Genomic DNA, 22,074 nt, shown 5'->3' with positions numbered 1-22,074 from the left:
TGTCATTCGCGTGAAGCAAATGAAGATTTCACGCCCAGCTATGCGATTCCCGACTAGCGGGATGCGCACCACGGCATGTCTACGAAATCGTCCGCTTGTGTCAGGAAAGTGCCTGCAACGGCGCCGTTCAGAGGCCTGCCGCCCGCTCGGGGTACAGCCGCTTGGCGGCGTTGCGCAATGCCAGCAATACCCGTTCGGCACCGGGCGGCAACAGATAGTCGCGACGGCGCACGATGCCGAACGATTCCATGCGCACGCCCAGCGCGATCGGCAACACCGTCAGCAGCTTGGCCTGCACGTACGGCGCCACCGCCTCGGCCGGGAGCGCGGCCAGCAGGTCGCTGCCGCGCAGCAGGCTGGTCATCACCGGCAGCGACGAGGTCTCGATGACGTTCTGCGGCGCCGGCACCGCGTGCTCCAGGAACATCGCGTCCAGCCGCGCACGCAGCACGCTGTCGGCCGGCGGCAGCACCCAGCCGTAGCGCGCCAGGTCGGCATGGCGCAGGTCGGCGCGGGTGGACAGCGGGTGCCCGGCGCGGGCGATCACCGAATGCGGCTCGTCGGCCAGCGGCTCGAACTCCAGCGCCTCGGCGCCGTAGGGGCCGAGGATGCGTCCGATAACGATGTCGAGCTGGCCGTCGAGCAGTTTGGCCACCAGCGGCCGGCTGTAGTCCATCTCCACCCGCACCAGGATGCCGGGGAACTCGCGCTTGACCTCGGCGATCGCCTGCGGCACCAGGTTGGTGCCCGGATTGACCACGGTCCCGATCGAGACCTGGCCCATGCGCCCTTCGCACAGCGCCGCGATCTCTTCCTGGGCGCGGCCGATCTCCGACATCGCCGCGCGCGCGCGGCGGATCAGCACCTGCCCGTACCAGGTCGGCTCGACCCCGCGCGCATGGCGCTCGAACAGCTTCACCCCCAGCAGGTCCTCCATTTCCGCCAGCAGCTTGGACGCCGCCGGCTGGGTCATGCTGGCCGCCTCGGCCGCGCGCAACACCGAGCGGTGCTCGTGCAACTGCAGCAGCAGCAACAGGTGCCGGGTCTTCAGGCGCGCGGCGTTGAACCAGGGATTGGCGGAGGCATTCATCGTGGGCAGGCATCCTGAGGGCGGCGCCGCGTATTCGGCGGCGGAATAGAATATGCCTAAAATTTCATTTGCAGAGCATAGCTCACGCGCGCAGGCTACTGCCCATCGCGCCCCCTGCTGGCGTCGCCGCCGCCCCCGCTCGCGCAGGCAGGCCGATTCAGCCGGGTTCGCGCCAGCGCCGATGCAGCGGGCGCGGACCGCGGCCTTGCCGACCGGCCCCACCGCGGCACCGCGCTGACCGCGCGCCTTCTTCACCGCCGCTTCCGTCAGGTACCCCGATGTCCGCCGCTTCCCCGTTCCGACTCCCGCTGATCGCGATCCTGCGCGGCCTCACCCCGGAGGACGCGCTGGCGCACGTCGGGGCGCTGGCCGATGCCGGCTACGACGCGATCGAGATCCCGCTCAATTCGCCGCGCTGGGCCGACAGCATCGGCCCGGCCGCGCAGGCGTTCGGGCAGCGCTGCTGGATCGGCGGCGGCACCGTGCTGCAGATCGGCGACGTCGACGCGCTGGCCGATCTGGGCGCGCGCTTCATCGTCACCCCCAACACGCGCCCGCCGGTGATCCGCCACGCGGTGGCGCGCGGCCTGCAGGTGGTGGCCGGCTTCGCCACCGCCACCGAGGCGTTCGACGCGCTGGACGCCGGTGCGCAGATGCTCAAGCTGTTCCCCGCCGCCACCTACGGCCCGGGCCACGTGCGCGCCCTGCGCGCGGTGCTGCCGGCGCAGGTGCCGCTGTTCGTGGTCGGCGGCGTCAACACCGAGACCCTGCACGATTACCTGGGCGCCGGCGCGATCGGCGCCGGCATCGGCGGCGAGCTGTACCGCCCCGGCCAGCCGCTGACACAGACCCAGGCGCATGCCGCCGCCTTCCGTCTCGCCTATCTGGACCGCGCATGAAGATCGTCCGCCTCACCACCTACCACGCCGCGCCGCGCTGGCTGTTCCTGAAGGTCGAGACCGACGAAGGCATCACCGGCTGGGGCGAGCCGGTCATCGAAGGCCGCGCGCGCAGCGTCGAGGCCGCGGTGCGCGAACTCGGCGAGAGCCTGATCGGCAAGGATCCGGCGCGGATCAACGACATCTGGCAGATGCTCTACCGCGGCGGCTTCTACCGCGGCGGCCCGATCCTGATGAGCGCCATCGCCGGCATCGACCAGGCGCTGTGGGACATCAAGGGCAAGGCATTGGGCGTGCCGGTGTACGAACTGCTCGGCGGGCGCGTGCGCGATCGCATGAAGACCTACCGCTGGGTCGGCGGCGACCGCCCCGCGGCGACCATCGCGCAGATCCAGGGCTACCGCGACCTCGGCTTCGACACCTTCAAGTTCAACGGCACCGAGGAAATGAAGCTGATCGACGGCCCGCGCGCGGTGGATGCGGCGGTGGCCAAGGTGGCGCAGATCCGCGAGGCGTTCGGCACCGCCATCGACTTCGGCATCGACTTCCACGGCCGCGTCGCCGCGCCGATGGCGCGCGTGCTGCTGCGCGAGCTGGAGCCGTTCAAGCCGCTGTTCGTCGAGGAGCCGGTGCTGCCCGAGCAGGCCGAGTACTACCCGCGGCTGGCCGCGTCCACGCCGATCCCGCTGGCGGCCGGCGAGCGCATGTTCTCGCGCTTCGACTTCAAGCCGGTGCTGCAGGCCGGCGGCCTGTCGCTGCTGCAGCCGGACCTCTCGCACGCCGGCGGCATCACCGAATGCCTGAAGATCGCCAGCATGGCCGAGGCCTACGAAGTCGGCCTGGCGCCGCATTGCCCGCTCGGCCCGGTGGCGCTTGCCGCCTGCCTGCAGGTGGACTTCGTCTCGCACAACGCGGTGCTGCAGGAACAGAGCATCGGCATCCACTACAACGAAGGCGCCGACCTGCTCGACTACGTGCTCAACAAGGACGACTTCGCCTGCGACAATGGCGGCAGCATTGCCGCCCTTCCCAAACCGGGCCTGGGCGTGGAAATCGACGAGGAGCGCCTGCGCCATGCCAACGCCAACCCACCCGACTGGCACAACCCCATCTGGCGTCACGCCGACGGCAGCATCGCCGAGTGGTGAGCCGATGAACGTTTCCGCCGCGCCCCGCCACACCGCCACCCTGGCGGTGGACAGCCGCTGCGAGCATGGCGAAGGCATGCTGTGGTGCGAGCGCCGCGGCGTGCTGTTCTGGGTCGACATCAGCGGCCGCCGCCTGTGGCGCCACGATCCCGCCAGCAACGTCAGCCGTCATTGGGACCTGCCCGACCGCCCCGGCTGCCTGGGCCTGTTCGACGACGGCCGCCTGCTGCTGGCGCTGGCCAAGGGCGTGTACGCCGCCGATCCGGATGCCGCCGCCGAGGCCGACGGCGCGCTGCCGCTGCAGCACCTGGCGGACGTGGAACCGGAGCGCGACGACACCCGCAGCAACGACGGCCGCGCCGACCGCCACGGCAACTTCGTGTTCGGCACCATGAGCGAGCGCGCGGACCAGGCGCCGGTCGGCAGCTTCTACCAATGGTCGGCGCGCCACGGCCTGCGCCGCCTGCCGTTGCCGGGCGTGGCCATTCCCAACGCGATCTGCTTCAGCGCCGACGGCCGCACCCTGTACTACTGCGATTCGGTGCAGCCGCGCATCCTGTGCTGCGACTACGACCCGGACAGCGCGCACACCGCCAACAGCCGCGTGTTCGCCGAACTGGATCACCCCGGTGCCGAACCGGACGGCGCCATCGTCGATGCCGAAGGTCACCTGTGGAACGCGCAGTGGCGCGCCTGGCGCGTGGTGCGCTATCGCCCCGACGGCAGCGTCGAGCGCAGCGTCGCCCTGCCGGTCAAGCATCCCACCTGCCCCACCCTCGGCGGCGCCGACGGCGGCACCCTGTATTTGAGCACCTCGCGGCAGGACCACAGCGAGGACGAACTGGCGCGCACGCCGCAGGCCGGCGGCGTGTTCGTGGCCGCGGTCGGCATCGCCGGCCTGCCCGAAGGACGCATCGCCAGCGCATGATCGTCGTCGATTGGGGCACCAGCAGCCTGCGCGGCTATCGGCTCGACGCCGACGGCGGCATCCGCGACCAGCGCCGCAGCGACCAGGGCATCGCCGCCTGCCAGGGCCGCTTCGCCGAGACCCTGGCCGCCTTGATCGACGGCTGGGACGGCGACGTCGTCCTGTGCGGGATGATCGGCAGCCGCAACGGCTGGATCGAACTGCCGTACGCGCCCTGCCCGGCCGACGCCGCCGCGCTGGCCGCGGCGATGCAGCCGCTGCAGGATCCGGCCCTGCCCGGCCGCACGCTGTGGTTCGTGCCCGGCGTGGCCAGCGACGCCGACGCCGTGCCGGACGTGATGCGCGGCGAGGAGACCCAGTTGATCGGCCTGCTCGCGTTGCTCGCGCGGGAACCGCCGACGGCCGAGGCCCACCACGTCTGCCTGCCCGGCACCCACAGCAAGTGGGTGACCCTGCAGGATGGGCGCATCGCCTCGGTGGCGACGATGATGACCGGCGAACTGTACGCACTACTGCGCACGCACAGCCTGCTGGCGCGGCTGATGGACGCCGACGACGGCGCCTTCGATGCGGCCGCGTTCGATGCGGGCGTGCAGCGCAGCGGCGACCCCGGCGGCTTGCTGCACCATCTGTTCGGCGTGCGCAGCCTGGGCCTGTTCGAGCGACTGAGCGGTGCCGCGGCACCGTCCTACCTGTCCGGCCTGCTGATCGGCCACGAGTTGCGCGCGCGCGCCTTGCCGCCGGTGGTGCACCTGGTCGGCGGCAGCGGCCTGCTGGCGCGCTATGCGCATGCGCTGGCCGCGCTCGGAAGCGGCGTGCGCACCCACCCGGAGGATCTGGCCGCGCGCGGCCTGTATCGGCTGGCGCAGCAGCACGGCGGCCTGACCGGCTGAGGCGCGCGCGTCGCCCGGCTCCTGCCCGGCTGCCCCGCACACACGGCGGCGAGCGCCGCTTTGCATTAGAATTACCGGGTTAATCGCCGGATCCCGCCATGCCTTTCGTCGTCACCGAAAACTGCATCAAGTGCAAATACACCGACTGCGTGGAAGTGTGCCCCGTGGATTGCTTCCACGCCGGCCCGAACTTCCTGGTGATCGATCCGGACGAGTGCATCGACTGCACCCTGTGCGAGCCGGAGTGCCCGGCCAACGCCATCTATCCCGAAGACGACGTGCCGGCCGGCCAGGAAGGCTTCGTCGCGCTCAACGCGGAACTGGCCAAGGCCTGGCCGGTGCTGACCACGCGCCAGGAACCGCTGCCCGACGCCGCCGAGTGGGACGGCAAGCCGAACAAGCTGCCGCTGCTGCAGAAGTAACTGCGCGCGGCGGCGCAGAAGCCGCTTCAGCCGCGATGGATGTGCCGGATACACGCGGTCGCGGCTGAAGTCGCTCCTACAGAAGACAAAACGGGCGCCCCAGGGCGTCCGTTTTGCGTTTCAAGCGGCGGAAGCGACACCAACGTCGCATCGGTGCGCAGCTCGGCCTTTACTGCGCGATCAACGCGACCGCCCGTTGCCGCTAGCACACCGCGCAGATCAACCGCCAAGACTTGCACGCCAGCCTTTACCGCCATCGCATAGTCGTAGGAGCGGCTTCAGCCGCGACACAAGCGCCGGTACGGCGGTCGCGGCCAAAACCGCACCTGCTCCAAATAAAACGGGCACCAAAGGCGCCCGTTTCGCATGCGAATCGCATGGCAGCCCGGCGCATGCGCCGGACCCGTACCGGATCAATGACCCAGCTTGGCCTTCAGCGCCGCGATCAGCTTGACCGGCGCATCGCCGGTGGCCGGCAGGCCGCGCGGATCCACCGCCGAAACGTAGACGCCGGCATCCACCGCCACCACGCGGATCAGGAAGTTGCTACCTTCGTAGGCCACGTCGTAGGAGCCGAGCAACTGCGCGCGGCTGGCGATGGTCACGCCGGGAATGGCACCCAGCGCGTCGCCGACCTGGCCGAACACCTGGTCGCGCGCGCCCGGCACCACGAAGCCGCTGTTCGACGCCGCCGGCGCCTGCCCGGCCGGCGCGGCAGGACGCTGCGCCGAAGCCAGCGCCGGCACCTTCATCGCCGCCGAGGTATCGGGCGTGGTCAGATCCGGCGGCACTTCCAGCGGGCGCATCTCGGGCGCCAGCGCATAGTCGCCGCGCGGCTTGCCCTTGTGGAACCAGCTGCAACCGCTGGTGGCCGCGACCATGGTGGTCGCCAGCACGGCGGCCGACAGCACGCGGACGTAGGGAACGGAAGCACGCATCAATCAATCTCCTGGGGTCAGGCCGCGAGCGTTTCGCGGCTGGATAGGTCTTCCAACGCGGCAGCGTCGGCGGCAAGTCGGTCGGCCGTGGCATGGTGCGCCGCGGACAGCGGCAGCAGCGGCAGCCGCAGGCCCTGGCCGATCCCGGCGCGCTGCAGCAGCGCCTTCACCGGGATCGGGTTGGATTCGATGCCGCAGAACGCATGGAACGGCTGCAGCCGCGCGTCCCAGGTCTGCGCCGGTTCGGCCTGGCGCGCGCGCGCCAGGTCGCACAGGCGCCGGTAGGCACGCGGCAAGGCATTGGAGGCCACTGAGATCAGCCCGTCGAAGCCGGCCAGCATCGCCTGCGCAGCGCTGCCATCGTCGCCGCTGAACACCGCGAACTGGTCGCTGCGCAAGGCCGCCAGCGCGGCGATGCGCTGCGGGTCGCTCACGGCTTCCTTGATGCCGACGATATTCGGATGCTGCGCCAGTTGCGCCACGGTCTCCGGCAGCAGGTCGCAGCCGGTGCGGCCGGGCACGTTGTACAGCAGCACCGGCAGGCCGCCCTGCTCGGCGACCTGGGTGTAGTGCGCGATCAGCCCGGCCTGAGTCGGGCGCACGTATGGCGGCGTCACCACCAGGGCGTACTGCGCGCCGCCGGCGGCGGCGCGCTGGGTCAGCGCCACGGTCTTGGCGGTACCGGACAGGCCGGTGCCGGCCAGCACCGGCACGCGCCCGCCGATCGCCTGCACTGCCTCGCGCAGGATGCGGTCGTATTCCTCGTCCAGCAGCGTGGCCGCCTCGCCGGTCGATCCCGCCACCACCAGCCCCTGCACGCCGCCGTCGAGCTGGCGTTTGAGCAGCCGCTGCCAGGCGTCGAGGTCGAGGTCGCCATTGCCCTGAAAGGGCGTGGCCAGGGCGGTGATGATGCCGGAGAGGGACAAGATGCCGGGTGCTCGCTGGGAGATGAGGGCCGCGCAGGTTGCGCGGACGGATCGGCCCCGCACGCGGGGCAGGGTCGCCCCGCATGTTACTTGCGGCCCGAAAGCGCGGGCAAGTATGCTGCACACCGTGCCGGGCGACCGCCCGGATGCCGTTCAGCCTTACGCAATGCCGGAAGCCCCTTTGACCGACACCACGCCCCGGCCCGCGCCGACCGAAAACCACCTCCTGATCAACGCCTACACGACGCATCCGGAGTCGCCGCTGTTGCCGGTGACGCGTCGCATCGCCGACAGCGGCTGCAATCTCGTCGATGCGCGCCTGGCCACGGTCGGCCGCGACGTGTCGGTGACCGCGCTGGCGACCGGCTCGTGGGACTCGGTGGCCAAGCTGGAAGCCATGCTCACCCGCCTCGACCGCGAGGAAGGCATGAAGCTGGTCTGGTACCGCACCGGCGCCAAGCAGGCGCAGTCAAACCTGCTGCCGTACATCGTCGAAGTGATCGCCGCCGACAAACCGGGCATCCTGTTCCAGTTGGCCGACTTCTTCGACCGCCAGGGCATCACCATCGAGAACCTGCAGAGCACGCGCTACCGCGCCATGCAGACCGGCGCGGAGATGTTCTCGGCGCAGGTGACGATCGGGGTGCCCGCGAACATGCACATCGCCGCCCTGCGCGACGACTTCCTCGAGTTCTGCGACCACCTCAACCTGGACGCGATCATGGACCCGATGAAGTTCTGAGTGCACCGCGCTGGACACCGACGCAATCGAACGCAGATGATGGCGATGCACGCGGAGGAGACCCCATGAAGGACGGCGACACCCTGGACCGCAGCACGCTGGCCTTGCCGCTGGCGCTGTCCGGCGGCGCCAGCGCCACGCTCGGCGACTACGCCGGCCGCTGGCTGGTGCTGTATTTCTACCCGAAGGACAGCACGCCCGGCTGCACCACTGAGGGCATCGAGTTCAATGCGCTGCTGCCGCAGTTCGAACAGGCCGTCGCCACCGTGCTCGGCGTGTCGCGCGACTCGGTGAAGTCGCACGACAACTTCTGCGCCAAGCAGGGCTTCCGCTTCCCGCTGGTCAGCGACGCCGACGAAGCGCTGTGCCGCGCCTTCGACGTGATCAAGGAAAAGAACATGTACGGCCGCCAGGTGCTGGGCATCGAGCGCAGCACCTTCCTGATCTCGCCGACCGGCCAACTGCTGCGCAGCTGGCGCAAGGTCAAGGTTCCCGGCCACGCCCAGGCCGTGCTCGACGCGCTGCAGGCCGCCGCCAAGCAGTGACCACTGCCGTTTCCCGCACCCCGCATCGCCCTGCCCCGCAGGCAGCGATGGTTCGTCCCTGCTCCTCTTTCAGGAATCCATGATGACCCGAGGCAAGCGCATCTACGTGCTGGATACCAACGTGCTGATGCACGATCCGACCGCGCTGTTCAAGTTCGAGGAACACGACGTGTTCCTGCCGATGCAGGTGATCGAGGAACTGGACAATGCCAAGAAGGGCATGTCCGAAGTCAGCCGCAACGCGCGCCAGGTCAGCCGTTTTCTCAACGAACTGATCGAGGGCGCCGGTGCCGAGCAGATCGAATCCGGCATTCCGCTCAGCCACCCGCAGGGCATCCAGCTCAAGAGCACCGGCAGCATCGGCCGGCTGTACTTCCAGGTGCGCCCGGTCGAGCCGGGGCGCAGCTTCGGCACCGTGGCGCCGGACAACAAGATCCTGGCCGCGGTGCTGGCGCTGCGCGAGGAGCACCCGGACATCCCGGTGATCCTGGTCTCCAAGGACATCAACCTGCGGATCAAGGCCGCGATCAGCGGCCTGGTCGCCGAGGACTACGAGAACGACCGCGCGCTCGACGATTTCAGCCTGCTCTACACCGGCGCGATCGAACTGCCCGAGGATTTCTGGCAGAAGCACAACCAGGACCTGCGCAGCTGGAGCGACAAGGGCCGCACCTGCTACGAGATCGCCCTGGCCGCCGACGAGGACTGGCACCCGAACCAGTACCTGTACCTGCCCGGCGAGGACGAAGTGGAACTGCGCGTGGTCAAGGTCAACGCCGAGCGCAAGGCGACCCTGGCGCTGGTCGACGACTTCCGCAGCGGCCAGCACGCGGTGTGGGGCATCGCCGCGCGCAACCGCGAGCAGAACTTCGCGCTCAACGCGCTGATGGATCCGGAAATCGACTTCGTCACCCTGCTCGGCACCGCCGGCACCGGCAAGACCCTGCTCGCGCTGGCCGCGGGCCTGGCGCAGACCATGGACCAGCAGCGCTATCGCGAGATCATCATGACCCGCGCCACGGTCAGCGTCGGCGAGGACATCGGCTTCCTGCCCGGCACCGAGGAAGAGAAGATGACGCCGTGGATGGGCGCGCTCACCGACAACCTGGAAGTGCTCACCCACACCCAGGAAGGCGGCACCTGGGGCCGCCAGGCCACCAATGACCTGCTCGCCAGCCGCATCAAGATCCGCTCGATGAACTTCATGCGCGGGCGCACCTTCCTGTCGCGCTACCTGATCCTGGACGAAGCGCAGAACCTGACCCCGAAGCAGATGAAGACGCTGATCACCCGTGCCGGCCCCGGCACCAAGATCGTGTGCCTGGGCAACGTCGAACAGATCGACACCCCGTACCTGACCGAGACCACCTCCGGCCTGACCTACGCGGTGGACCGCTTCAAGGCCTGGCCGCACAGCGCGCACATCACCCTGCGTCGCGGCGAGCGTTCGCGCCTGGCCGACTACGCCTCGGAGGTCCTGTGAACGCGGCGGCCGGCATGCGCCTGGCCGGCGCGGCGCTGGCCATGGTCCTGCTCGGCGCCTGCGCCACCGCGCGCGGGCCGGCCACCGTGCCGACCGCAGTCAAGGCCGGGCAGTCGTGGATCGTCACGCGCAACAGCACCGCCGCGCAGGTGCTGGACACCTGCTCGCGCGACAGCCCGGCGCGCCAGGATGGCGCAGTCACCGGCTACTGGATCCCGACCCCGGAACAGATCGCGCAGCTGGAAGCGCACCTGGCGCAACTGCAGCCGCAGATCGCCGACCCCACCGCGTCCGATCGCCAGTACGTCGGCATCCTGTACCGCGGCAAGCAGGCGATCTACATCAATGCCTTCGCGCCGGACGACACCAGCGAGCGCGATCCCACGGTCGATGCGGTTCGCGCCTGCGGCGGCGGTGGCCGCTTCTGGGGCGCGGTCTACGATCCGGCCAGCGCCGGCTTCTCCGAGATCGCGGTCAACGGCGCACGCTGAGATGGCCGCGGGCAGGCGCCAGTGGCGGCGCGCTGGCGCCGCCGCACACCGCGGCCGCCGCGCCGCCACGGCTGCACGGCGCGCGGCATGAACCTGGAATTGCCACGCTGGGCCTGGGCGTTCGCCGGCGCGCTCGCCGCCGTCGCCGGCATGGTCAACGTGGTCGGCTATCTCGGCTTCGAGCACCAGGCGGTCACCCACCTCACCGGCACCACCACCCTGCTCGGCGCGGCGCTGGCCGACGGCGACGCGCGCGCGATCGCACAGCTGGTCGGCGTGGTCCTGGCCTTCCTCGGCGGCTCGATGCTGGGCGGCTTCATCGTGCAGGACAGCCGCCTGCGCCTGGGCCGCCGCTACGGCGTGGCGCTGGCGCTGGAGGCGCTGTTGCTGCTGGCGGCGATGCAGGCGTTCAAGCAGCAGCAGCTCGCCGGCGCCGTGCTCGCCGCGATCGCCTGCGGCCTGCAGAACGCCACCACCACCATCTACAGCGGCGCGGTGGTGCGCACCACCCACCTCACCGGCATGTTCACCGACCTGGGCATCGGTATCGGCCAGGCGCTGCGCGGCCTGCCGCTGCCGCGCCGGCGCATCCGCCTGAGCCTGCTGATCATCGGCGGCTTCCTGTGCGGCGGCGTGCTCGGCGCCTGGGCCTACCGACAGGTCGGCTTCGACGCACTGCTCGGCCCCGCCCTGCTGACCGGCACGGTCGGCATCCTGTACGCGCTGCAGGCGCACTACCGCAGCCGCGAGCGCTGAACGCGCGGCCGAGTGCATAAGCCGCGCCAGCCCTGCACAATCGGCGCATGAGCGAACCCACCGTCGTCTCCGCGCTGAGCATCGCCGGCACCGATTCCGGCGGCGGCGCCGGCATCCAGGCCGATCTCAAGACCTTCGCCGCGCACCGCGTGCACGGGCTGGCGGCGGCCGCCGCGCTGACCGCGCAGCACACCCGCGGCGTCACCGCGGTGCACGTGCCGCCGCTGCCATTCCTGCGCGCGCAGATCGACGCCTGCTTCGCCGACTTCGACATCGCCGCGGTCAAACTCGGCATGCTCGCCAACGCCGAGGTGATCCACCTGGTCGCCGATGCACTGGAGGAGTACCGCCCGCCGTGGGTGGTGCTGGACCCGGTGATGGTGGCCACCAGCGGCGCCAAGCTGTTGCAGGACGACGCCCTGGACGCGCTGCGCAGCCGTCTGTTGCCGCTGGCCACGCTGGTGACGCCGAACGTGCCGGAAGCGCAATTGCTGCTCGGCCGCCCGATCGACAACGCCGACGCCGCCGAGCACGCCACCGCCGCGCTGCTCGCGGCCGGCGCGCAGGCGGTGTTGTTGAAGGGCGGCCACCTGCAGGAAGGCCAGCGGGTGATCGACCGCTACGACGACGGCGTCAGCCGCAGCGAGTTCAGCCATGCACGGCTGCCGCTGGAGGCACACGGCACCGGCTGCACCCTGGCCGCGGCGATCGCCGCGCAACTGTGCCAGGGCCTGGCCTTGCCGGCCGCCTGCGAAGCGGCGATCGACTACGTGGCGCGCGCGCTGCACGGCAGCTACCGCCCCGGCCGCGGCGACGTGGCGGTACTGGATCACTTCGGCGCGGCGCGCGGCCCATGAGCGCCGTACCCATCGGCTCGCCAATCGCCGAGCACGCCCTGCCCGTCGCCGCGGCCGACGGCCATCGCTGGACCTTGCTGGCGCGCGTGCCCGACGCGCCGCGGCAGGCGCTGCTGTGGCTGCCGGCGCTGGGCGTGGCCGCGCGTCACTACCTGCCGTTTGCCGACGTGTTGGCCGCGCACGGTGTCGCCGTGTTCCTGCACGAATGGCGCGGCAACGGCAGCAGCACGCTGCGGCCGTCGCGGCAATGCGACTGGGGGTATCGCGCGCTGCTGCAACTGGACCTGCCCGCCAGCCAGGCGGCGATCGCCGGAGCCGGCATCACGACGCCGCTGCTCGTCGGCGGCCACAGCCTGGGCGGACAGCTCGCCTGTTGCTACGCCGGCCTGCAGCCGCAGGCCTTCGCCGCGTTGTGGCTGGTGGCCAGCGGCACGCCGTACTGGCGCCGTTTCCCCGCGCCGCGCGGCTATCTGCTGCCGCTGGCATACCGCCTGCTGCCGTGGCTGGCGCAGCGGCAAGGCGTGCTGCACGGCCGCCGTCTCGGCTTCGGCGGCACCGAAGCGCGCGGCCTGATCGCCGACTGGGCGCGCGTGGGCCGGAGCGGCCGCTACGCCGCGGCCGGCCTGGCGACCGATCTGGACGCACGCCTGGCGCACCTGACGCTGCCGGTGCGCGGCGTGGTGCTGCAGGACGACTGGCTGGCGCCGGAATCCTCGCTGCGCGGCCTGCTGGACAAACTGGCCACGCCGGCACCGCAGATCCGCTGCCTGGACGCCACGCAGCTGAGCACGGCCGCCGACCATTTCGCCTGGATGAAGCGCCCCGCGGCGGTGGCCGCGGCGCTGCTGACAGAGGGCTGGTGAAATTTTTCGGAAAGAGCATTGACGGGCCAGATCGAGTCCCGCATAATTCCGCTCCTGACGACGCGCCCGTAGCTCAGTTGGATAGAGTACCTGGCTACGAACCAGGCGGTCGGGAGTTCGAATCTCTCCGGGCGCACCAGTCAGATGAAAAACGACAAGCCACCGCTTGTCGTTTTTTTTTGCCCTGTCGCGGCGATGCGATCGCATCGGGACAGGTTGCGGCAGCGCATTCGCTCGCGATTGGTCATGCCGACGACACGCAGGTGTAGACGAATCGCCGCAACTCGTGAATAATCCCGCGCCTGACAACGCGCCCGTAGCTCAGTTGGATAGAGTACCTGGCTACGAACCAGGCGGTCGGGAGTTCGAATCTCTCCGGGCGCACCAGTCAGATCAAAAACGACAAGCCAGCGCTTGTCGTTTTTTTTGCCTGCGCTTGGGCGATTTGCACGCCGCGCGCAGGACACGGGCGTCCGCACCACCGACGCGCTCCAGAACGCGACGCACCTTGCACACCGCCTCGCCCTCGCCTGCGCGAACGCCGAGGCCGCCGACCGGCTCAGGCGATGGTGTCCACCACGCCACCGTCGACGCGCAGCGCCGCACCAGTGGTGGCGGATGCCTGCGGCGAGGCGACGTAGACGCAGAGATTGGCGACCTCCTCCACGGTGGCGGCGCGGCGGATGATCGAGCTGGCGCGATGCGCCTTCACGAAATCGGCGGCAACCTCTTCCAGCGGCTTGCCGGACTGCTCCACCTGCTCGGCCAGCATGGCGGCGACGCCCTCGGTCAGCGTCGGCCCCGGCAGGATGGCATTCACGGTGACGCCGGTACCAGCCATGCGCTTGGCCAATCCGCGCGCCAGGGCGAGATCAGCGGTCTTGGTGACCCCGTAGTGGATCATTTCGACCGGGATATTGAGTCCGGACTCCGACGAGACGAACAGCACGCGTCCCCAGCCCTTGTCCGCCATCGCCGGCAGGTACGCGCGCGACAGGCGCACGCCGGACATCACGTTCACCGCCAGGAAGCGCTCCCACTCCGCGTCGGGCGTGTCGAAGAAATCCTGCATCCCGAAGATGCCGGCGTTGTTGACCAGGATATCGACCGCAGGAAGCGCCGCGACGATCGCATCGCAGCCGGCTGCGGTCGCCACGTCGCCCACCACGGCGCGCACGCTGGCAGCGGGGACATCGCGCTTGAGTGCGGCAACCGCCGCCTGGGTGCGGGCCTCGTCGCGGCCGTTCAGCGCCACCTCGGCGCCCGCCGCGGCCAGCCCCTTGGCGATCCCGAAGCCGATGCCGGCAGTGGAGCCGGTGACGAGGGCGGTTTTCCCGGATAGATCGATCTTCATGGCTGTCTCCGTGCATGAGGGTTGAAGGTGAGGATCCGCTTCGGCGCCCCTGCGGGATCGCCGTCGACACGTGCTTGCCGCGCCGGTGTTGCCATCGACCGGATCATGGACGCATCCGCCGGCGAGGCGCGGAACGGCAAGTGAACGCGCCTTGTTGGCCATGCCTGCTCGGCCACACCAACGAAATGCGGGCAACGCAGACGGAAGGATCGAGCGTATCAGGGCATGACGTGAGCCCCTACCCACCTCGCCCACGCCTGCAGACGACGCACTCGCCGGCATCGACGGGCATGCATGCGCCTGCGCCTCGTGATGTCACTGGAACGCATGACGCTCGCACTGCGGCGACTCACGCCGCGATCGCGTTGCCTTTCGGCGGTGGCGCCGTCGTAGCAGCGGCATCCAGCGCGACCAGCGGATGGCCCGCCGCACGCCACGCCTCCAGGCCACCGCGCAGCGGCAGCACGTCCTCGAACGCATGCTGGCGCAGGCGCTTGGCCAGCACCGCGGCCGAGACCTCGTTCGGGCAGGCGCAGTAGATGACGATCGTGCGATCGCGCGGCAAGCGCGCGACCAGTGCATCGACCTGACGCTCGTCCACTTCCAGTGCGCCGGGGATGGCGTACGGCTCCAGCGTGCGGTAGCCCGGGGCGCGAATGTCCAGCAACAGCGGCGGCGACTCGCTCTGCAGCAGCGCATGCAGCGCGTCGACGTCGATGCGCAGGGTCTCCATCGCCTTGCGCAGCGTATGCCGGCGCCAGGCGCGGTAACCGATGTACAGCGCCAGCAGGCCGACCAGCAGCAGCGCCGCGCGCCTGCCGAGCAGGCTCAGCCAGTCCAGCAAGTCCTGCACCTGGTCGGCGAAGCACAGGCCCAGCAACAAGCCGCCACCGGCCCACAGCGCCGCGCCCAGCGCGTCGTAGCGCAGGAAGGCCACCGGACGCACGCGCATGGCGCCGGCCATCGGCACCGACACCATCGACAGGCCGGGCACGAACTTGGCCACCGCCAGCACGCGCACGCCCCAGCGCGAGTAGAAGCGCTCGGTGCGCTTCATGCAGGTGTCGCGCGACAGCGACAGCCGGCACAACGACTGCAGCGTGCGGTTGCCGTAGCGACGGCCCGCGCCGAACCACAGCAGGTCGCCGAGCAGGCTGGCCGCGATCGACACCGACAAGGCGCCCAGCAATGCGCTCCACATCGCTGCCCCATCGAGCAGCGCATAGGTCGCGCCGACCAGGATCAGCGTGGGCAGCGCCGGCACCGGCAGGCCCAGCGACAAGGCCAGGACATTGACGAAGACCAGCCCGAGTCCGTAGCGCGCAATCAGGTCCTGCATGGCGTGGCGGGCGGAGAGAAGAGGATGCCGCGCATTATCCTCCCGGCATCCGCGGCGCGCATGGGCGCGACGGCATCACCGGCGGAACAGACCCATCCATCGCCGCCCTGAAGCACGCGTTGCCGGTGCCCCGACGTGCATCACACGCCCTCGTCCAGCCGCGCCGCCATCTGCGCCAGCCACGCCGAGAACACGCCCGGCGCGCGCATGCGCGCGCGCCACCAGGCCAGCGCCGCGCCCTCCTCGCCGCTGCGCCAGGCCAACTGGAACACCTCGTCCGGCTTCGGCTCCTCCACGGCCTTGCGCACCAATGCGCCGCGCGCCAGCGCCGCGCGCGCATAGGGCTCGGGCAGGAAGCCGAAGCCGAGCCCGGCCAGCTGCAACCGGTACTTGCTGCGCATGTCCGGTACGGTCAGTGCGTCCTGGCCGAACAGCAGCCCCACCGTGCGCGGCAGCAGCCGCCGCGCCGAATCCGCCACCGCGATCGCGCGATGCGCACTCAACTGGCTGCGGCTGAGCGGTTCCGGCGCCTGCGCCAGCGGGTGCCCGGGCGCGACCGCGAACACGAACGGCAGCGTGCCGAGCGGCTCGGCCACGTAGCCACCGCCGCTCGGGCCTTCGCCGGCCGCCCCGACCAGCAGATCCACCCGCCGGTCCAGCAGCGCCTCCCAGGTACCCGACAGCGACTCCTGCACCACACGCAACCGGGTGCGGTCGGCGACCGCGTAGAACGCCGCCATGTCCTGCGCCAGGCATTCCGGCGCGAACACCGCATCCAGGCCCAGCGCGAACTCGGTCTCCCAACCCGAGGCGACGCGGCGCACGCGCAGTTCCAGGTCGCCGGCCGCGCGCAGCAGATGGCGGCCTTCGCGCAGCAGTTCGGCGCCTGCGGCAGTCGGCACCGCCTTCGGCCCCAGGCGCTCGAACAGTTGCACGCCCAGGTCCTCCTCCAGCTTGGCGACCGTGTAGGAGATGGTCGACGGCACCTTGTGCAAGGCCTTGCCGGCGGCCGAGAACGAGCCACGACGGTCGATGGCGTCGAGGATCTGCAGGGCATCGAGGCTGAGCTTGAGCATTCGAATTTTTCGATGATGGATGCCGAATCTATCCGTTTTTCAAACCCGGCGACAGCGCGGATACTTGTTTCCAAGCCGAAGCGCACGCTAAATCAACGCAAACGGCGCTTTCGATCCACTTGCACATCAACGTCACCAAGGAGCCTCCCATGCTGCAGATCCGCCCCGCCAACACCCGTGGCCGCGCCGAACACGGCTGGCTGTCCTCGCGCCACACCTTCTCCTTCGGCCACTACCACGACCCGCGCCACATGGGCTTCGGGCCACTGCGGGTGATCAACGAAGACCGCGTGCAGCCCGGCGAGGGCTTCGGCACCCACGCCCATCGCGACATGGAGATCCTGTCCTACGTGGTCGACGGCGCGCTGGAGCACAAGGACAGCATGGGCAACGGCTCGGTGCTGCGCTATGGCGACGTGCAGCGCATGAGCGCCGGCTCCGGGGTCACCCACAGCGAGTTCAACCATTCGGCCAGTGAGCCGGTGCACTTCCTGCAGATCTGGGTGATGCCCGAGCGCGCCGGGATCGATCCGGGCTACGAGGAGAAGCACTTCGCCCCGGACAGCAAGCGCGGCCAGTTGCGGCTGATCGCGGCCCCGCAGGGCGAGGATGGTGCGGTGCGCATCCATCAGGACGCGCGCATCTACGCCTCGATCCTCGACGGCGACGCGCGCCTGGACTATCCGCTGGCGGCCGGGCGCGGCGCCTATGTGCAGGTGGTGCGCGGCACCCTGACCGTCAATGGCCAGACCCTGCAGGCCGGCGACGCCCTCCAGGCGGTCGACGAGGCCAGCCTGCAGTTCACCGACGCCCAGGACAGCGAGTTCCTGTTGTTCGACCTGCCGCGCTGAGCGCTGCAGCCCAGGTCGTGCCCGGGGCCATGGACCGGGCCACGACCGCGACCGCGCGTGATCGGACCGCGCAGCGGCGCCACGGCGTCGCTGCACCGGTTGCGCCTCGCGCCGCCGGTGTCCTCACGCCACCCTCGGCACCCCGTAACGCGTCCTGCACGGCCTCCGCGGCGATGCTTCCGCTCTCCCTCCCCTACTGCCGGTATGCCGGCCGAGAGCCGCCGATGCGCCACCCCACCAGCGCCGCCTACGCCACCCCCTCGCGCATCCGCGAAGGGCGTCCCTTTCCGCGCGGCGCCGTGTTCGACGGACAGGGCACCAACTTCGCCCTGTTCTCGGCGCACGCCACCCGCGTGGAGCTGTGCCTGTTCGACGAGGCCGGCACCGAGACGCGCCTGGACCTGCCCGAATACACGAACGAAATCTGGCATGGCTACCTGCCCGACGTGAAGCCCGGTCAGCGCTACGGCTATCGCGTGCATGGCCCGTACGCCCCCAGCGAAGGCCACCGCTTCAATCCCAACAAGCTGCTGCTCGATCCCTATGCGCGCGAACTTGAGGGCGACCTGATCTGGGCCGACGAGCTGTACGGCTACACCGTCGGCCACCCGGACGGCGACCTCAGCTTCGACGAGCGCGACAGCGCGCCGTTCATGCCCAAGTGCGTGGTGGTCGAGGACACCTACGACTGGGAAGACGACCAGCGCCTGCTGACGCCGTGGAACCAGACCCTGGTCTACGAGACCCACGTGCGCGGCTACACCATGCGCCACCCGCAGGTGCCGGACGAACTGCGCGGCACCTGCGCCGGGCTGGCGCAGGAACCGGTGCTGCGCTACATCAAGGAACTGGGCGTCAGCGCTGTGGAGCTGCTGCCGGTCCACGCCTACCTCGACGACCAGCACCTGCTCGACAAGGACCTGCGCAACTACTGGGGCTACAACACGCTCGGCTTCTTCGCGATCAAGTCGCGCTACCTCGCCAGCGGCCACCGCGACGAGTTCCGCGACATGGTCAAGGCCATGCACCGCCAAGGCCTGGAGGTGATCCTGGACGTGGTCTACAACCACACCGCCGAGGGCAGCGAACTGGGTCCCACCCTGTCCTTCCGTGGCATCGACAACGCCAGCTACTATCGCCTGGCCGAGGACAAGCGCTACTACATCAACGACACCGGCACCGGCAACACGCTCAACCTGAGCAACTCGCGGGTGATCCAGTTCGTCAACGACTCGCTGCGCTACTGGGCCGGCGAAATGCACGTGGACGGCTTCCGCTTCGACCTGGCCACCATCCTCGGCCGCGAGCCCACCGGATTCGACCAGCGCGGCGGCTTCCTCGACGCCTGCAACCAGGATCCGCTGCTGTCGCAGGTCAAGCTCATCGCCGAACCCTGGGACTGCGGCCCCGGCGGCTACCAGGTCGGCCACTTCCCGCCGGGCTGGTCGGAGTGGAACGACAAGTTCCGCGACAACGCCCGCGCGTTCTGGAAGGGCGACGACGGCAAGCTCGCCGAATTCGCCACCCGCTTCACCGGCTCGGCCGACCTGTTCGACCGGCGCGGGCGGCGGCCGTGGGCCTCGGTGAACTTCATCACCGCGCACGACGGCTTCACCCTGCACGACCTGGTCAGCTACAACGGCAAGCACAACGACGCCAACGGCGAGGACAATCGCGACGGCTCCGATCACGACAGCTCGTGCAATTACGGCGCCGAGGGCGAGACTGACGACGCCGGCATCCTGCAGCTGCGCGAGCGGCAGATGAAGAACCTGCTGGCGACGCTGTTGCTGTCGCAAGGCACGCCGATGCTGCTGGCCGGCGACGAACGCGCGCAGACCCAGGGTGGCAACAACAACACCTATTGCCAGGACAACGAGATCACCTGGATCGACTGGGAGCGCGACCCGAGCGAGGGCCGCCTCACCGCCTTCGTCAAAGCCCTGACCGCGCTGCGCCGGCGCTACCCGATCCTCACCCGCGGGCGTTTTCTCAACGGCCAGTACAACGAGGAAGCCGGCGTACGCGACCTCACCTGGCTCAATCCCGGCGGCACCGAGATGGACGAGGCGCACTGGACCGACGCCGGCGCGCGTTCGGTCGGCCTGCTGCTGGAAGGCAAGGCGCAGACCTCCGGCGTCAAGGAACTGGCCAACGACCACACCTTGCTGATCGTCATCAATGCCTACCACGAGGGCGTGAGCTTCGTACTGCCCTCCTCGGAAGATGAGCTGCACTGGAAGCTGGTGCTGTCCACCGACGACGCGCTGCAGGTCGACAGCATGCCGGCCGGTGCCAGCGAGTTCCTGGCCCCGCCGCGCAGCGTCAGCGTGTTCGAGTGCCAGGCGCCCGCGTCGGCGTGACCCCACGCCGCGTCGCGCACTGACAGCGTTTCGCCCTCCGCCGCCAGCATGCGTCGCTGGCGGCGACGGCGTGTCTGTGCGCATGACCGACAGCACGGCAGCATCGCTGACGCCTCACCGCGTAGACCTCAGAGTCAGCTGCGCTGTCGACGCACGCAGCATGGACTGCATGCGCAGATGCGCTCCGTGCGTGCGCGCGACTGCCAGTTTGACTCGTTGCCTGGTCGTGGCCGTGACTCGTCTCGCGGAGCGCAATGCAGGAAGTCCGCCTCGCGAGAATTGCGGCGGCGCCTGGTAGCGTCGCGATCGAACCCGGTCACATGCGTGCCGAACCCGCCACATCCGGCAAGCGCCAGCCGCGTCTGATTCGAAAGACGCCTCGCACGAAACCACGATGCAGCACCCGCTGATGACGGCGAACAACTACTGAAAGAGCGCGCTCGGTTTTCAGCTTCTATCTGCACGGCACGGCTGCCGGCGCCGGCCACGCCGCCGCGCCCGTGACACGACATCGCCTCGCGCCACTACAACGCCGCCGCAGTGCAGGTGCAATTGGCCTGCATGGCCTTTGGCACAGTGTTGGAGAACGCAAGCTCGTTACGCTGAGCACCCACCCGCTTCCCCATCCGGCATGCGCGACTCGACTCAGCACAGCACTTTCCACCCGACCCACGGCATCGCCGTCATGCGCCACCCGTTGCTGCGCATCGCGCTGAGCGCCGCAATTCTCGCGCTGGCGTCCTACCCATGGCTGCCGTTCCCCTGGCGGATGCCGGTGGTCGGCCTGCTCGGTCTCGCCCTGGTGTGGCTCGAGACGCGCTCGCCCGCGGCCTGCGGCGTGGCGCGCCCTCGCCTGCTATCCGTGATCGGCTGGACGGCCCTGCTGGTGCTGCTGACCGTCGGCCTCATCACGCCGCTGCTGCAACCGCTGATCGACACCATCACCGGACACAAGACCGACTACAGCGCCTACGGCGCGCTCAAAGGCAACGTCCAGGCCACGACCCACTTGATCGGCGCGGCCTGGCTGAGCGCGGCACTCGGCGAAGAACTGGTGTTCCGCGCCTTCCTCATGCACCAGCTCGATGCCCTGTTCGGGCGGCTGCGCGGCGGCCGCTGGACCGCCGCACTGGCCGGCGGCGTGGTGTTCGGCCTGATGCACGCCGCGCAAGGCGCCTCCGGCATCCTGCTGACCGGCGTGGTCGGCATGATGTTCGGGTATGCCTATCTGCGTTCCCGGCGCAACCTGTGGGCGATGATCCTCGCGCACGGCCTGATCGACACCTGGGGCGTGACCACCCTGTATCTCGGCTGGTACTGACGCAGCGCAGGCGCAGACGCAGGCCGTCGATCGGCCTGCCGATGCTGACGAACGGCTCCGCTCGTAGCTGGAGGACGGAAGATCGCGCCGCTATCTCTGTGCCCTCCGGCGCAAGACCCAAAGCACTCCCGCACAAGGAATGCGCCATGACGCGTTTGATGAATAGCGCAGGCGTCAGCGCGCAACCCGTCCGCCGCCTAAATGGCGCGTGCGCATCGGCTCGATTTTCACCCGGGCGCTACCGGCCGGCGCGCAGTTTGGCGATGCCCACTTGAGGGCATCCCTACTGCGGAGTCAACGATGGACAAGAATCGCACCGAAGGCGCCAAGAACCAGATCAAGGGCACCGTCAAGGAAGTCGCCGGCAAGGTGACCGGCAACAAGATGAAGGAAGTCGAAGGCAAGATGCAGAAGAACGCCGGCAAGGTACAGAGCGAAGTCGGCAAGGCGCGCGACCACGCGCGCGGCTGAGTAGCAGGCCTTGGTGCTCCCCTGCCGTACATCGCTGGGGAGCTTCTGCTAGCGGCGTCAGCTTGCCGACTCCCTGGTTTGCCGATTTGCTCTGCGCATTGGACTCTCCGATTTGCTCAGGCCTCTAGGGCAATTGGCGAATCGACCGACGTATCGAACATTGCCGCCATGCAGTCAGCTATGCTGTCACACCAGTCGGTCGGCGACACGCATGGCGAGCAAACACCAGCACGCTCACCTCCAAGCTGGTGGACCGCATCCACAACGATCTGGTGGACTGCGCGCTCGACTAGGTCCGTAAGCAGCCCAACTGCACCA

22 protein-coding genes and 2 tRNA genes are annotated in these 22,074 nt (G+C 69.6%); 18 read left to right on the top strand and 6 right to left on the bottom strand.

Annotated features, from left to right (window positions below; translation table 11 throughout):
* Positions 1-127 precede the first annotated feature (127 nt).
* Positions 128-1,090: a LysR substrate-binding domain-containing protein gene (locus Q7W82_RS12135; RefSeq protein WP_160946588.1), complete on the bottom strand. Its 963-nt coding sequence runs from the start codon at positions 1,088-1,090 to the stop codon at positions 128-130.
* A gap of 278 nt (positions 1,091-1,368) precedes the next feature.
* Here Q7W82_RS12135 and Q7W82_RS12130 point away from each other — a divergent pair, with 278 nt between their 5' ends.
* From Q7W82_RS12130 to fdxA, 5 genes are all read left to right on the top strand, one after another.
* Complete coding sequence (locus tag Q7W82_RS12130) at positions 1,369-1,989, top strand: 2-dehydro-3-deoxy-6-phosphogalactonate aldolase (RefSeq protein ID WP_242161335.1); 621 nt, start codon at positions 1,369-1,371, stop codon at positions 1,987-1,989.
* Complete coding sequence (gene dgoD / locus Q7W82_RS12125) at positions 1,986-3,137, top strand: galactonate dehydratase (protein WP_160946586.1); 1,152 nt, start codon at positions 1,986-1,988, stop codon at positions 3,135-3,137. The genes Q7W82_RS12130 and dgoD overlap by 4 nt, the downstream gene beginning before the upstream one ends.
* 4 nt (positions 3,138-3,141) lie before the next feature.
* Positions 3,142-4,065 (top strand): SMP-30/gluconolactonase/LRE family protein, encoded by a 924-nt coding sequence (locus Q7W82_RS12120; RefSeq protein WP_242161334.1) that lies wholly within the window; start codon positions 3,142-3,144, stop codon positions 4,063-4,065.
* The gene (locus tag Q7W82_RS12115; RefSeq protein WP_242161333.1) at positions 4,062-4,958 is read left to right on the top strand and encodes a 2-dehydro-3-deoxygalactonokinase; all 897 of its coding nucleotides are present in this window, start codon (positions 4,062-4,064) and stop codon (positions 4,956-4,958) included. The genes Q7W82_RS12120 and Q7W82_RS12115 overlap by 4 nt, the downstream gene beginning before the upstream one ends.
* Before the next feature lie 98 nt (positions 4,959-5,056).
* Complete coding sequence (fdxA, locus tag Q7W82_RS12110; protein WP_017909525.1) at positions 5,057-5,380, top strand: ferredoxin FdxA; 324 nt, start codon at positions 5,057-5,059, stop codon at positions 5,378-5,380.
* A gap of 413 nt (positions 5,381-5,793) precedes the next feature.
* On the opposite strand, the gene Q7W82_RS12105 is transcribed toward fdxA, so the two are convergent.
* On the bottom strand, positions 5,794-6,318 hold the full coding sequence (locus Q7W82_RS12105; RefSeq protein ID WP_242161332.1) for a hypothetical protein: 525 nt from the start codon (positions 6,316-6,318) through the stop codon (positions 5,794-5,796).
* 17 nt (positions 6,319-6,335) lie between these two features.
* On the bottom strand, positions 6,336-7,244 hold the full coding sequence (dapA, locus tag Q7W82_RS12100; protein WP_242161331.1) for a 4-hydroxy-tetrahydrodipicolinate synthase: 909 nt from the start codon (positions 7,242-7,244) through the stop codon (positions 6,336-6,338).
* Positions 7,245-7,410: 166 nt separating this feature from the next.
* Between dapA and Q7W82_RS12095 the strand changes: the two genes are divergently transcribed.
* The 9 genes from Q7W82_RS12095 (at position 7,411) to Q7W82_RS12055 (ending at position 13,368) form a co-directional block, all read left to right on the top strand.
* The gene (locus Q7W82_RS12095; protein WP_087943489.1) at positions 7,411-7,986 is read left to right on the top strand and encodes a glycine cleavage system protein R; all 576 of its coding nucleotides are present in this window, start codon (positions 7,411-7,413) and stop codon (positions 7,984-7,986) included.
* Between the two features lie 65 nt (positions 7,987-8,051).
* On the top strand, positions 8,052-8,531 hold the full coding sequence (locus Q7W82_RS12090) for a peroxiredoxin (RefSeq protein WP_242161330.1): 480 nt from the start codon (positions 8,052-8,054) through the stop codon (positions 8,529-8,531).
* Positions 8,532-8,613: 82 nt separating this feature from the next.
* Positions 8,614-10,014, top strand: coding sequence for a PhoH family protein (locus Q7W82_RS12085; protein WP_160946580.1), 1,401 nt, complete (start codon positions 8,614-8,616; stop codon positions 10,012-10,014).
* Positions 10,015-10,028: 14 nt separating this feature from the next.
* A complete protein-coding gene (locus Q7W82_RS12080) occupies positions 10,029-10,505 on the top strand; it encodes a hypothetical protein (RefSeq protein WP_242161364.1) in 477 nt (158 codons plus the stop codon).
* Positions 10,506-10,592: 87 nt separating this feature from the next.
* Positions 10,593-11,261: a YoaK family protein gene (locus Q7W82_RS12075; RefSeq protein ID WP_160946578.1), complete on the top strand. Its 669-nt coding sequence runs from the start codon at positions 10,593-10,595 to the stop codon at positions 11,259-11,261.
* Between the two features lie 47 nt (positions 11,262-11,308).
* Positions 11,309-12,118, top strand: coding sequence for a bifunctional hydroxymethylpyrimidine kinase/phosphomethylpyrimidine kinase (thiD, locus tag Q7W82_RS12070; protein WP_242161329.1), 810 nt, complete (start codon positions 11,309-11,311; stop codon positions 12,116-12,118).
* Entirely contained in the window at positions 12,115-12,981 is an 867-nt protein-coding gene (locus Q7W82_RS12065) for an alpha/beta fold hydrolase (RefSeq protein WP_242161328.1), read from the top strand. Before thiD ends, Q7W82_RS12065 begins: the two co-directional genes overlap by 4 nt.
* Positions 12,982-13,043: 62 nt before the next feature.
* Positions 13,044-13,120: transfer RNA gene (locus Q7W82_RS12060), tRNA-Arg, on the top strand.
* A 171-nt stretch (positions 13,121-13,291) separates the two neighbouring features.
* Positions 13,292-13,368, top strand: a tRNA-Arg gene (locus Q7W82_RS12055).
* Positions 13,369-13,540: 172 nt separating this feature from the next.
* On the opposite strand, the gene Q7W82_RS12050 is transcribed toward Q7W82_RS12055, so the two are convergent.
* The 3 genes from Q7W82_RS12050 to Q7W82_RS12040 all read right to left on the bottom strand — a co-directional run bounded on the left by Q7W82_RS12050 (position 13,541) and on the right by Q7W82_RS12040 (position 16,750).
* The gene (locus Q7W82_RS12050) at positions 13,541-14,335 is read right to left on the bottom strand and encodes an SDR family oxidoreductase (RefSeq protein ID WP_242161327.1); all 795 of its coding nucleotides are present in this window, start codon (positions 14,333-14,335) and stop codon (positions 13,541-13,543) included.
* A gap of 349 nt (positions 14,336-14,684) precedes the next feature.
* Positions 14,685-15,674, bottom strand: coding sequence for a VTT domain-containing protein (locus tag Q7W82_RS12045; RefSeq protein WP_242161326.1), 990 nt, complete (start codon positions 15,672-15,674; stop codon positions 14,685-14,687).
* A 140-nt stretch (positions 15,675-15,814) separates the two neighbouring features.
* Positions 15,815-16,750, bottom strand: coding sequence for a LysR substrate-binding domain-containing protein (locus tag Q7W82_RS12040; protein WP_242161325.1), 936 nt, complete (start codon positions 16,748-16,750; stop codon positions 15,815-15,817).
* Between the two features lie 149 nt (positions 16,751-16,899).
* Between Q7W82_RS12040 and Q7W82_RS12035 the strand changes: the two genes are divergently transcribed.
* From Q7W82_RS12035 to Q7W82_RS12020, 4 genes are all read left to right on the top strand, one after another.
* Entirely contained in the window at positions 16,900-17,601 is a 702-nt protein-coding gene (locus Q7W82_RS12035) for a pirin family protein (RefSeq protein ID WP_242161324.1), read from the top strand.
* Between the two features lie 224 nt (positions 17,602-17,825).
* Positions 17,826-19,964 (top strand): glycogen debranching protein GlgX, encoded by a 2,139-nt coding sequence (glgX, locus tag Q7W82_RS12030; RefSeq protein ID WP_242161323.1) that lies wholly within the window; start codon positions 17,826-17,828, stop codon positions 19,962-19,964.
* A 769-nt stretch (positions 19,965-20,733) separates the two neighbouring features.
* Positions 20,734-21,285 (top strand): CPBP family intramembrane glutamic endopeptidase, encoded by a 552-nt coding sequence (locus tag Q7W82_RS12025; RefSeq protein WP_242161363.1) that lies wholly within the window; start codon positions 20,734-20,736, stop codon positions 21,283-21,285.
* 300 nt (positions 21,286-21,585) lie between these two features.
* Positions 21,586-21,756 carry a CsbD family protein gene (locus Q7W82_RS12020; RefSeq protein ID WP_019797255.1) on the top strand — a complete coding sequence of 57 codons (171 nt, stop codon included), beginning with the start codon at positions 21,586-21,588 and terminating at the stop codon, positions 21,754-21,756.
* The last annotated feature ends 318 nt before the right edge of the window (positions 21,757-22,074 follow it).

The sequence above is a fragment of the Xanthomonas indica genome, from assembly GCF_040529045.1.
Taxonomy (GTDB): Bacteria; Pseudomonadota; Gammaproteobacteria; order Xanthomonadales; family Xanthomonadaceae; genus Xanthomonas_A; species Xanthomonas_A indica.
This window is presented reverse-complemented; position numbering and strand designations above follow the sequence as displayed.

Excerpts from the sequence above, each read along its gene's own strand:
- Q7W82_RS12115 (WP_242161333.1), top strand. The coding sequence starts at position 4,062 with ATGATCGTCGTCGATTGGGGCACCAGCAGCCTGCGCGGCTATCGGCTC.
- Q7W82_RS12085 (WP_160946580.1), top strand. The coding sequence starts at position 8,614 with ATGACCCGAGGCAAGCGCATCTACGTGCTGGATACCAACGTGCTGATG.
- Q7W82_RS12065 (WP_242161328.1), top strand. The coding sequence starts at position 12,115 with ATGAGCGCCGTACCCATCGGCTCGCCAATCGCCGAGCACGCCCTGCCC.
- dgoD (WP_160946586.1), top strand. The coding sequence starts at position 1,986 with ATGAAGATCGTCCGCCTCACCACCTACCACGCCGCGCCGCGCTGGCTG.
- fdxA (WP_017909525.1), top strand. The coding sequence starts at position 5,057 with ATGCCTTTCGTCGTCACCGAAAACTGCATCAAGTGCAAATACACCGAC.
- glgX (WP_242161323.1), top strand. The coding sequence starts at position 17,826 with ATGCGCCACCCCACCAGCGCCGCCTACGCCACCCCCTCGCGCATCCGC.
- Q7W82_RS12105 (WP_242161332.1), bottom strand. The coding sequence starts at position 6,318 with ATGCGTGCTTCCGTTCCCTACGTCCGCGTGCTGTCGGCCGCCGTGCTG.
- Q7W82_RS12135 (WP_160946588.1), bottom strand. The coding sequence starts at position 1,090 with ATGAATGCCTCCGCCAATCCCTGGTTCAACGCCGCGCGCCTGAAGACC.
- Q7W82_RS12120 (WP_242161334.1), top strand. The coding sequence starts at position 3,142 with ATGAACGTTTCCGCCGCGCCCCGCCACACCGCCACCCTGGCGGTGGAC.
- Q7W82_RS12040 (WP_242161325.1), bottom strand. The coding sequence starts at position 16,750 with ATGCTCAAGCTCAGCCTCGATGCCCTGCAGATCCTCGACGCCATCGAC.
- Q7W82_RS12095 (WP_087943489.1), top strand. The coding sequence starts at position 7,411 with ATGCCGGAAGCCCCTTTGACCGACACCACGCCCCGGCCCGCGCCGACC.
- Q7W82_RS12020 (WP_019797255.1), top strand. The coding sequence starts at position 21,586 with ATGGACAAGAATCGCACCGAAGGCGCCAAGAACCAGATCAAGGGCACC.
- Q7W82_RS12035 (WP_242161324.1), top strand. The coding sequence starts at position 16,900 with ATGCTGCAGATCCGCCCCGCCAACACCCGTGGCCGCGCCGAACACGGC.
- Q7W82_RS12130 (WP_242161335.1), top strand. The coding sequence starts at position 1,369 with ATGTCCGCCGCTTCCCCGTTCCGACTCCCGCTGATCGCGATCCTGCGC.
- Q7W82_RS12075 (WP_160946578.1), top strand. The coding sequence starts at position 10,593 with ATGAACCTGGAATTGCCACGCTGGGCCTGGGCGTTCGCCGGCGCGCTC.
- Q7W82_RS12090 (WP_242161330.1), top strand. The coding sequence starts at position 8,052 with ATGAAGGACGGCGACACCCTGGACCGCAGCACGCTGGCCTTGCCGCTG.
- Q7W82_RS12050 (WP_242161327.1), bottom strand. The coding sequence starts at position 14,335 with ATGAAGATCGATCTATCCGGGAAAACCGCCCTCGTCACCGGCTCCACT.
- Q7W82_RS12080 (WP_242161364.1), top strand. The coding sequence starts at position 10,029 with ATGCGCCTGGCCGGCGCGGCGCTGGCCATGGTCCTGCTCGGCGCCTGC.
- thiD (WP_242161329.1), top strand. The coding sequence starts at position 11,309 with ATGAGCGAACCCACCGTCGTCTCCGCGCTGAGCATCGCCGGCACCGAT.
- Q7W82_RS12025 (WP_242161363.1), top strand. The coding sequence starts at position 20,734 with ATGCCGGTGGTCGGCCTGCTCGGTCTCGCCCTGGTGTGGCTCGAGACG.
- Q7W82_RS12045 (WP_242161326.1), bottom strand. The coding sequence starts at position 15,674 with ATGCAGGACCTGATTGCGCGCTACGGACTCGGGCTGGTCTTCGTCAAT.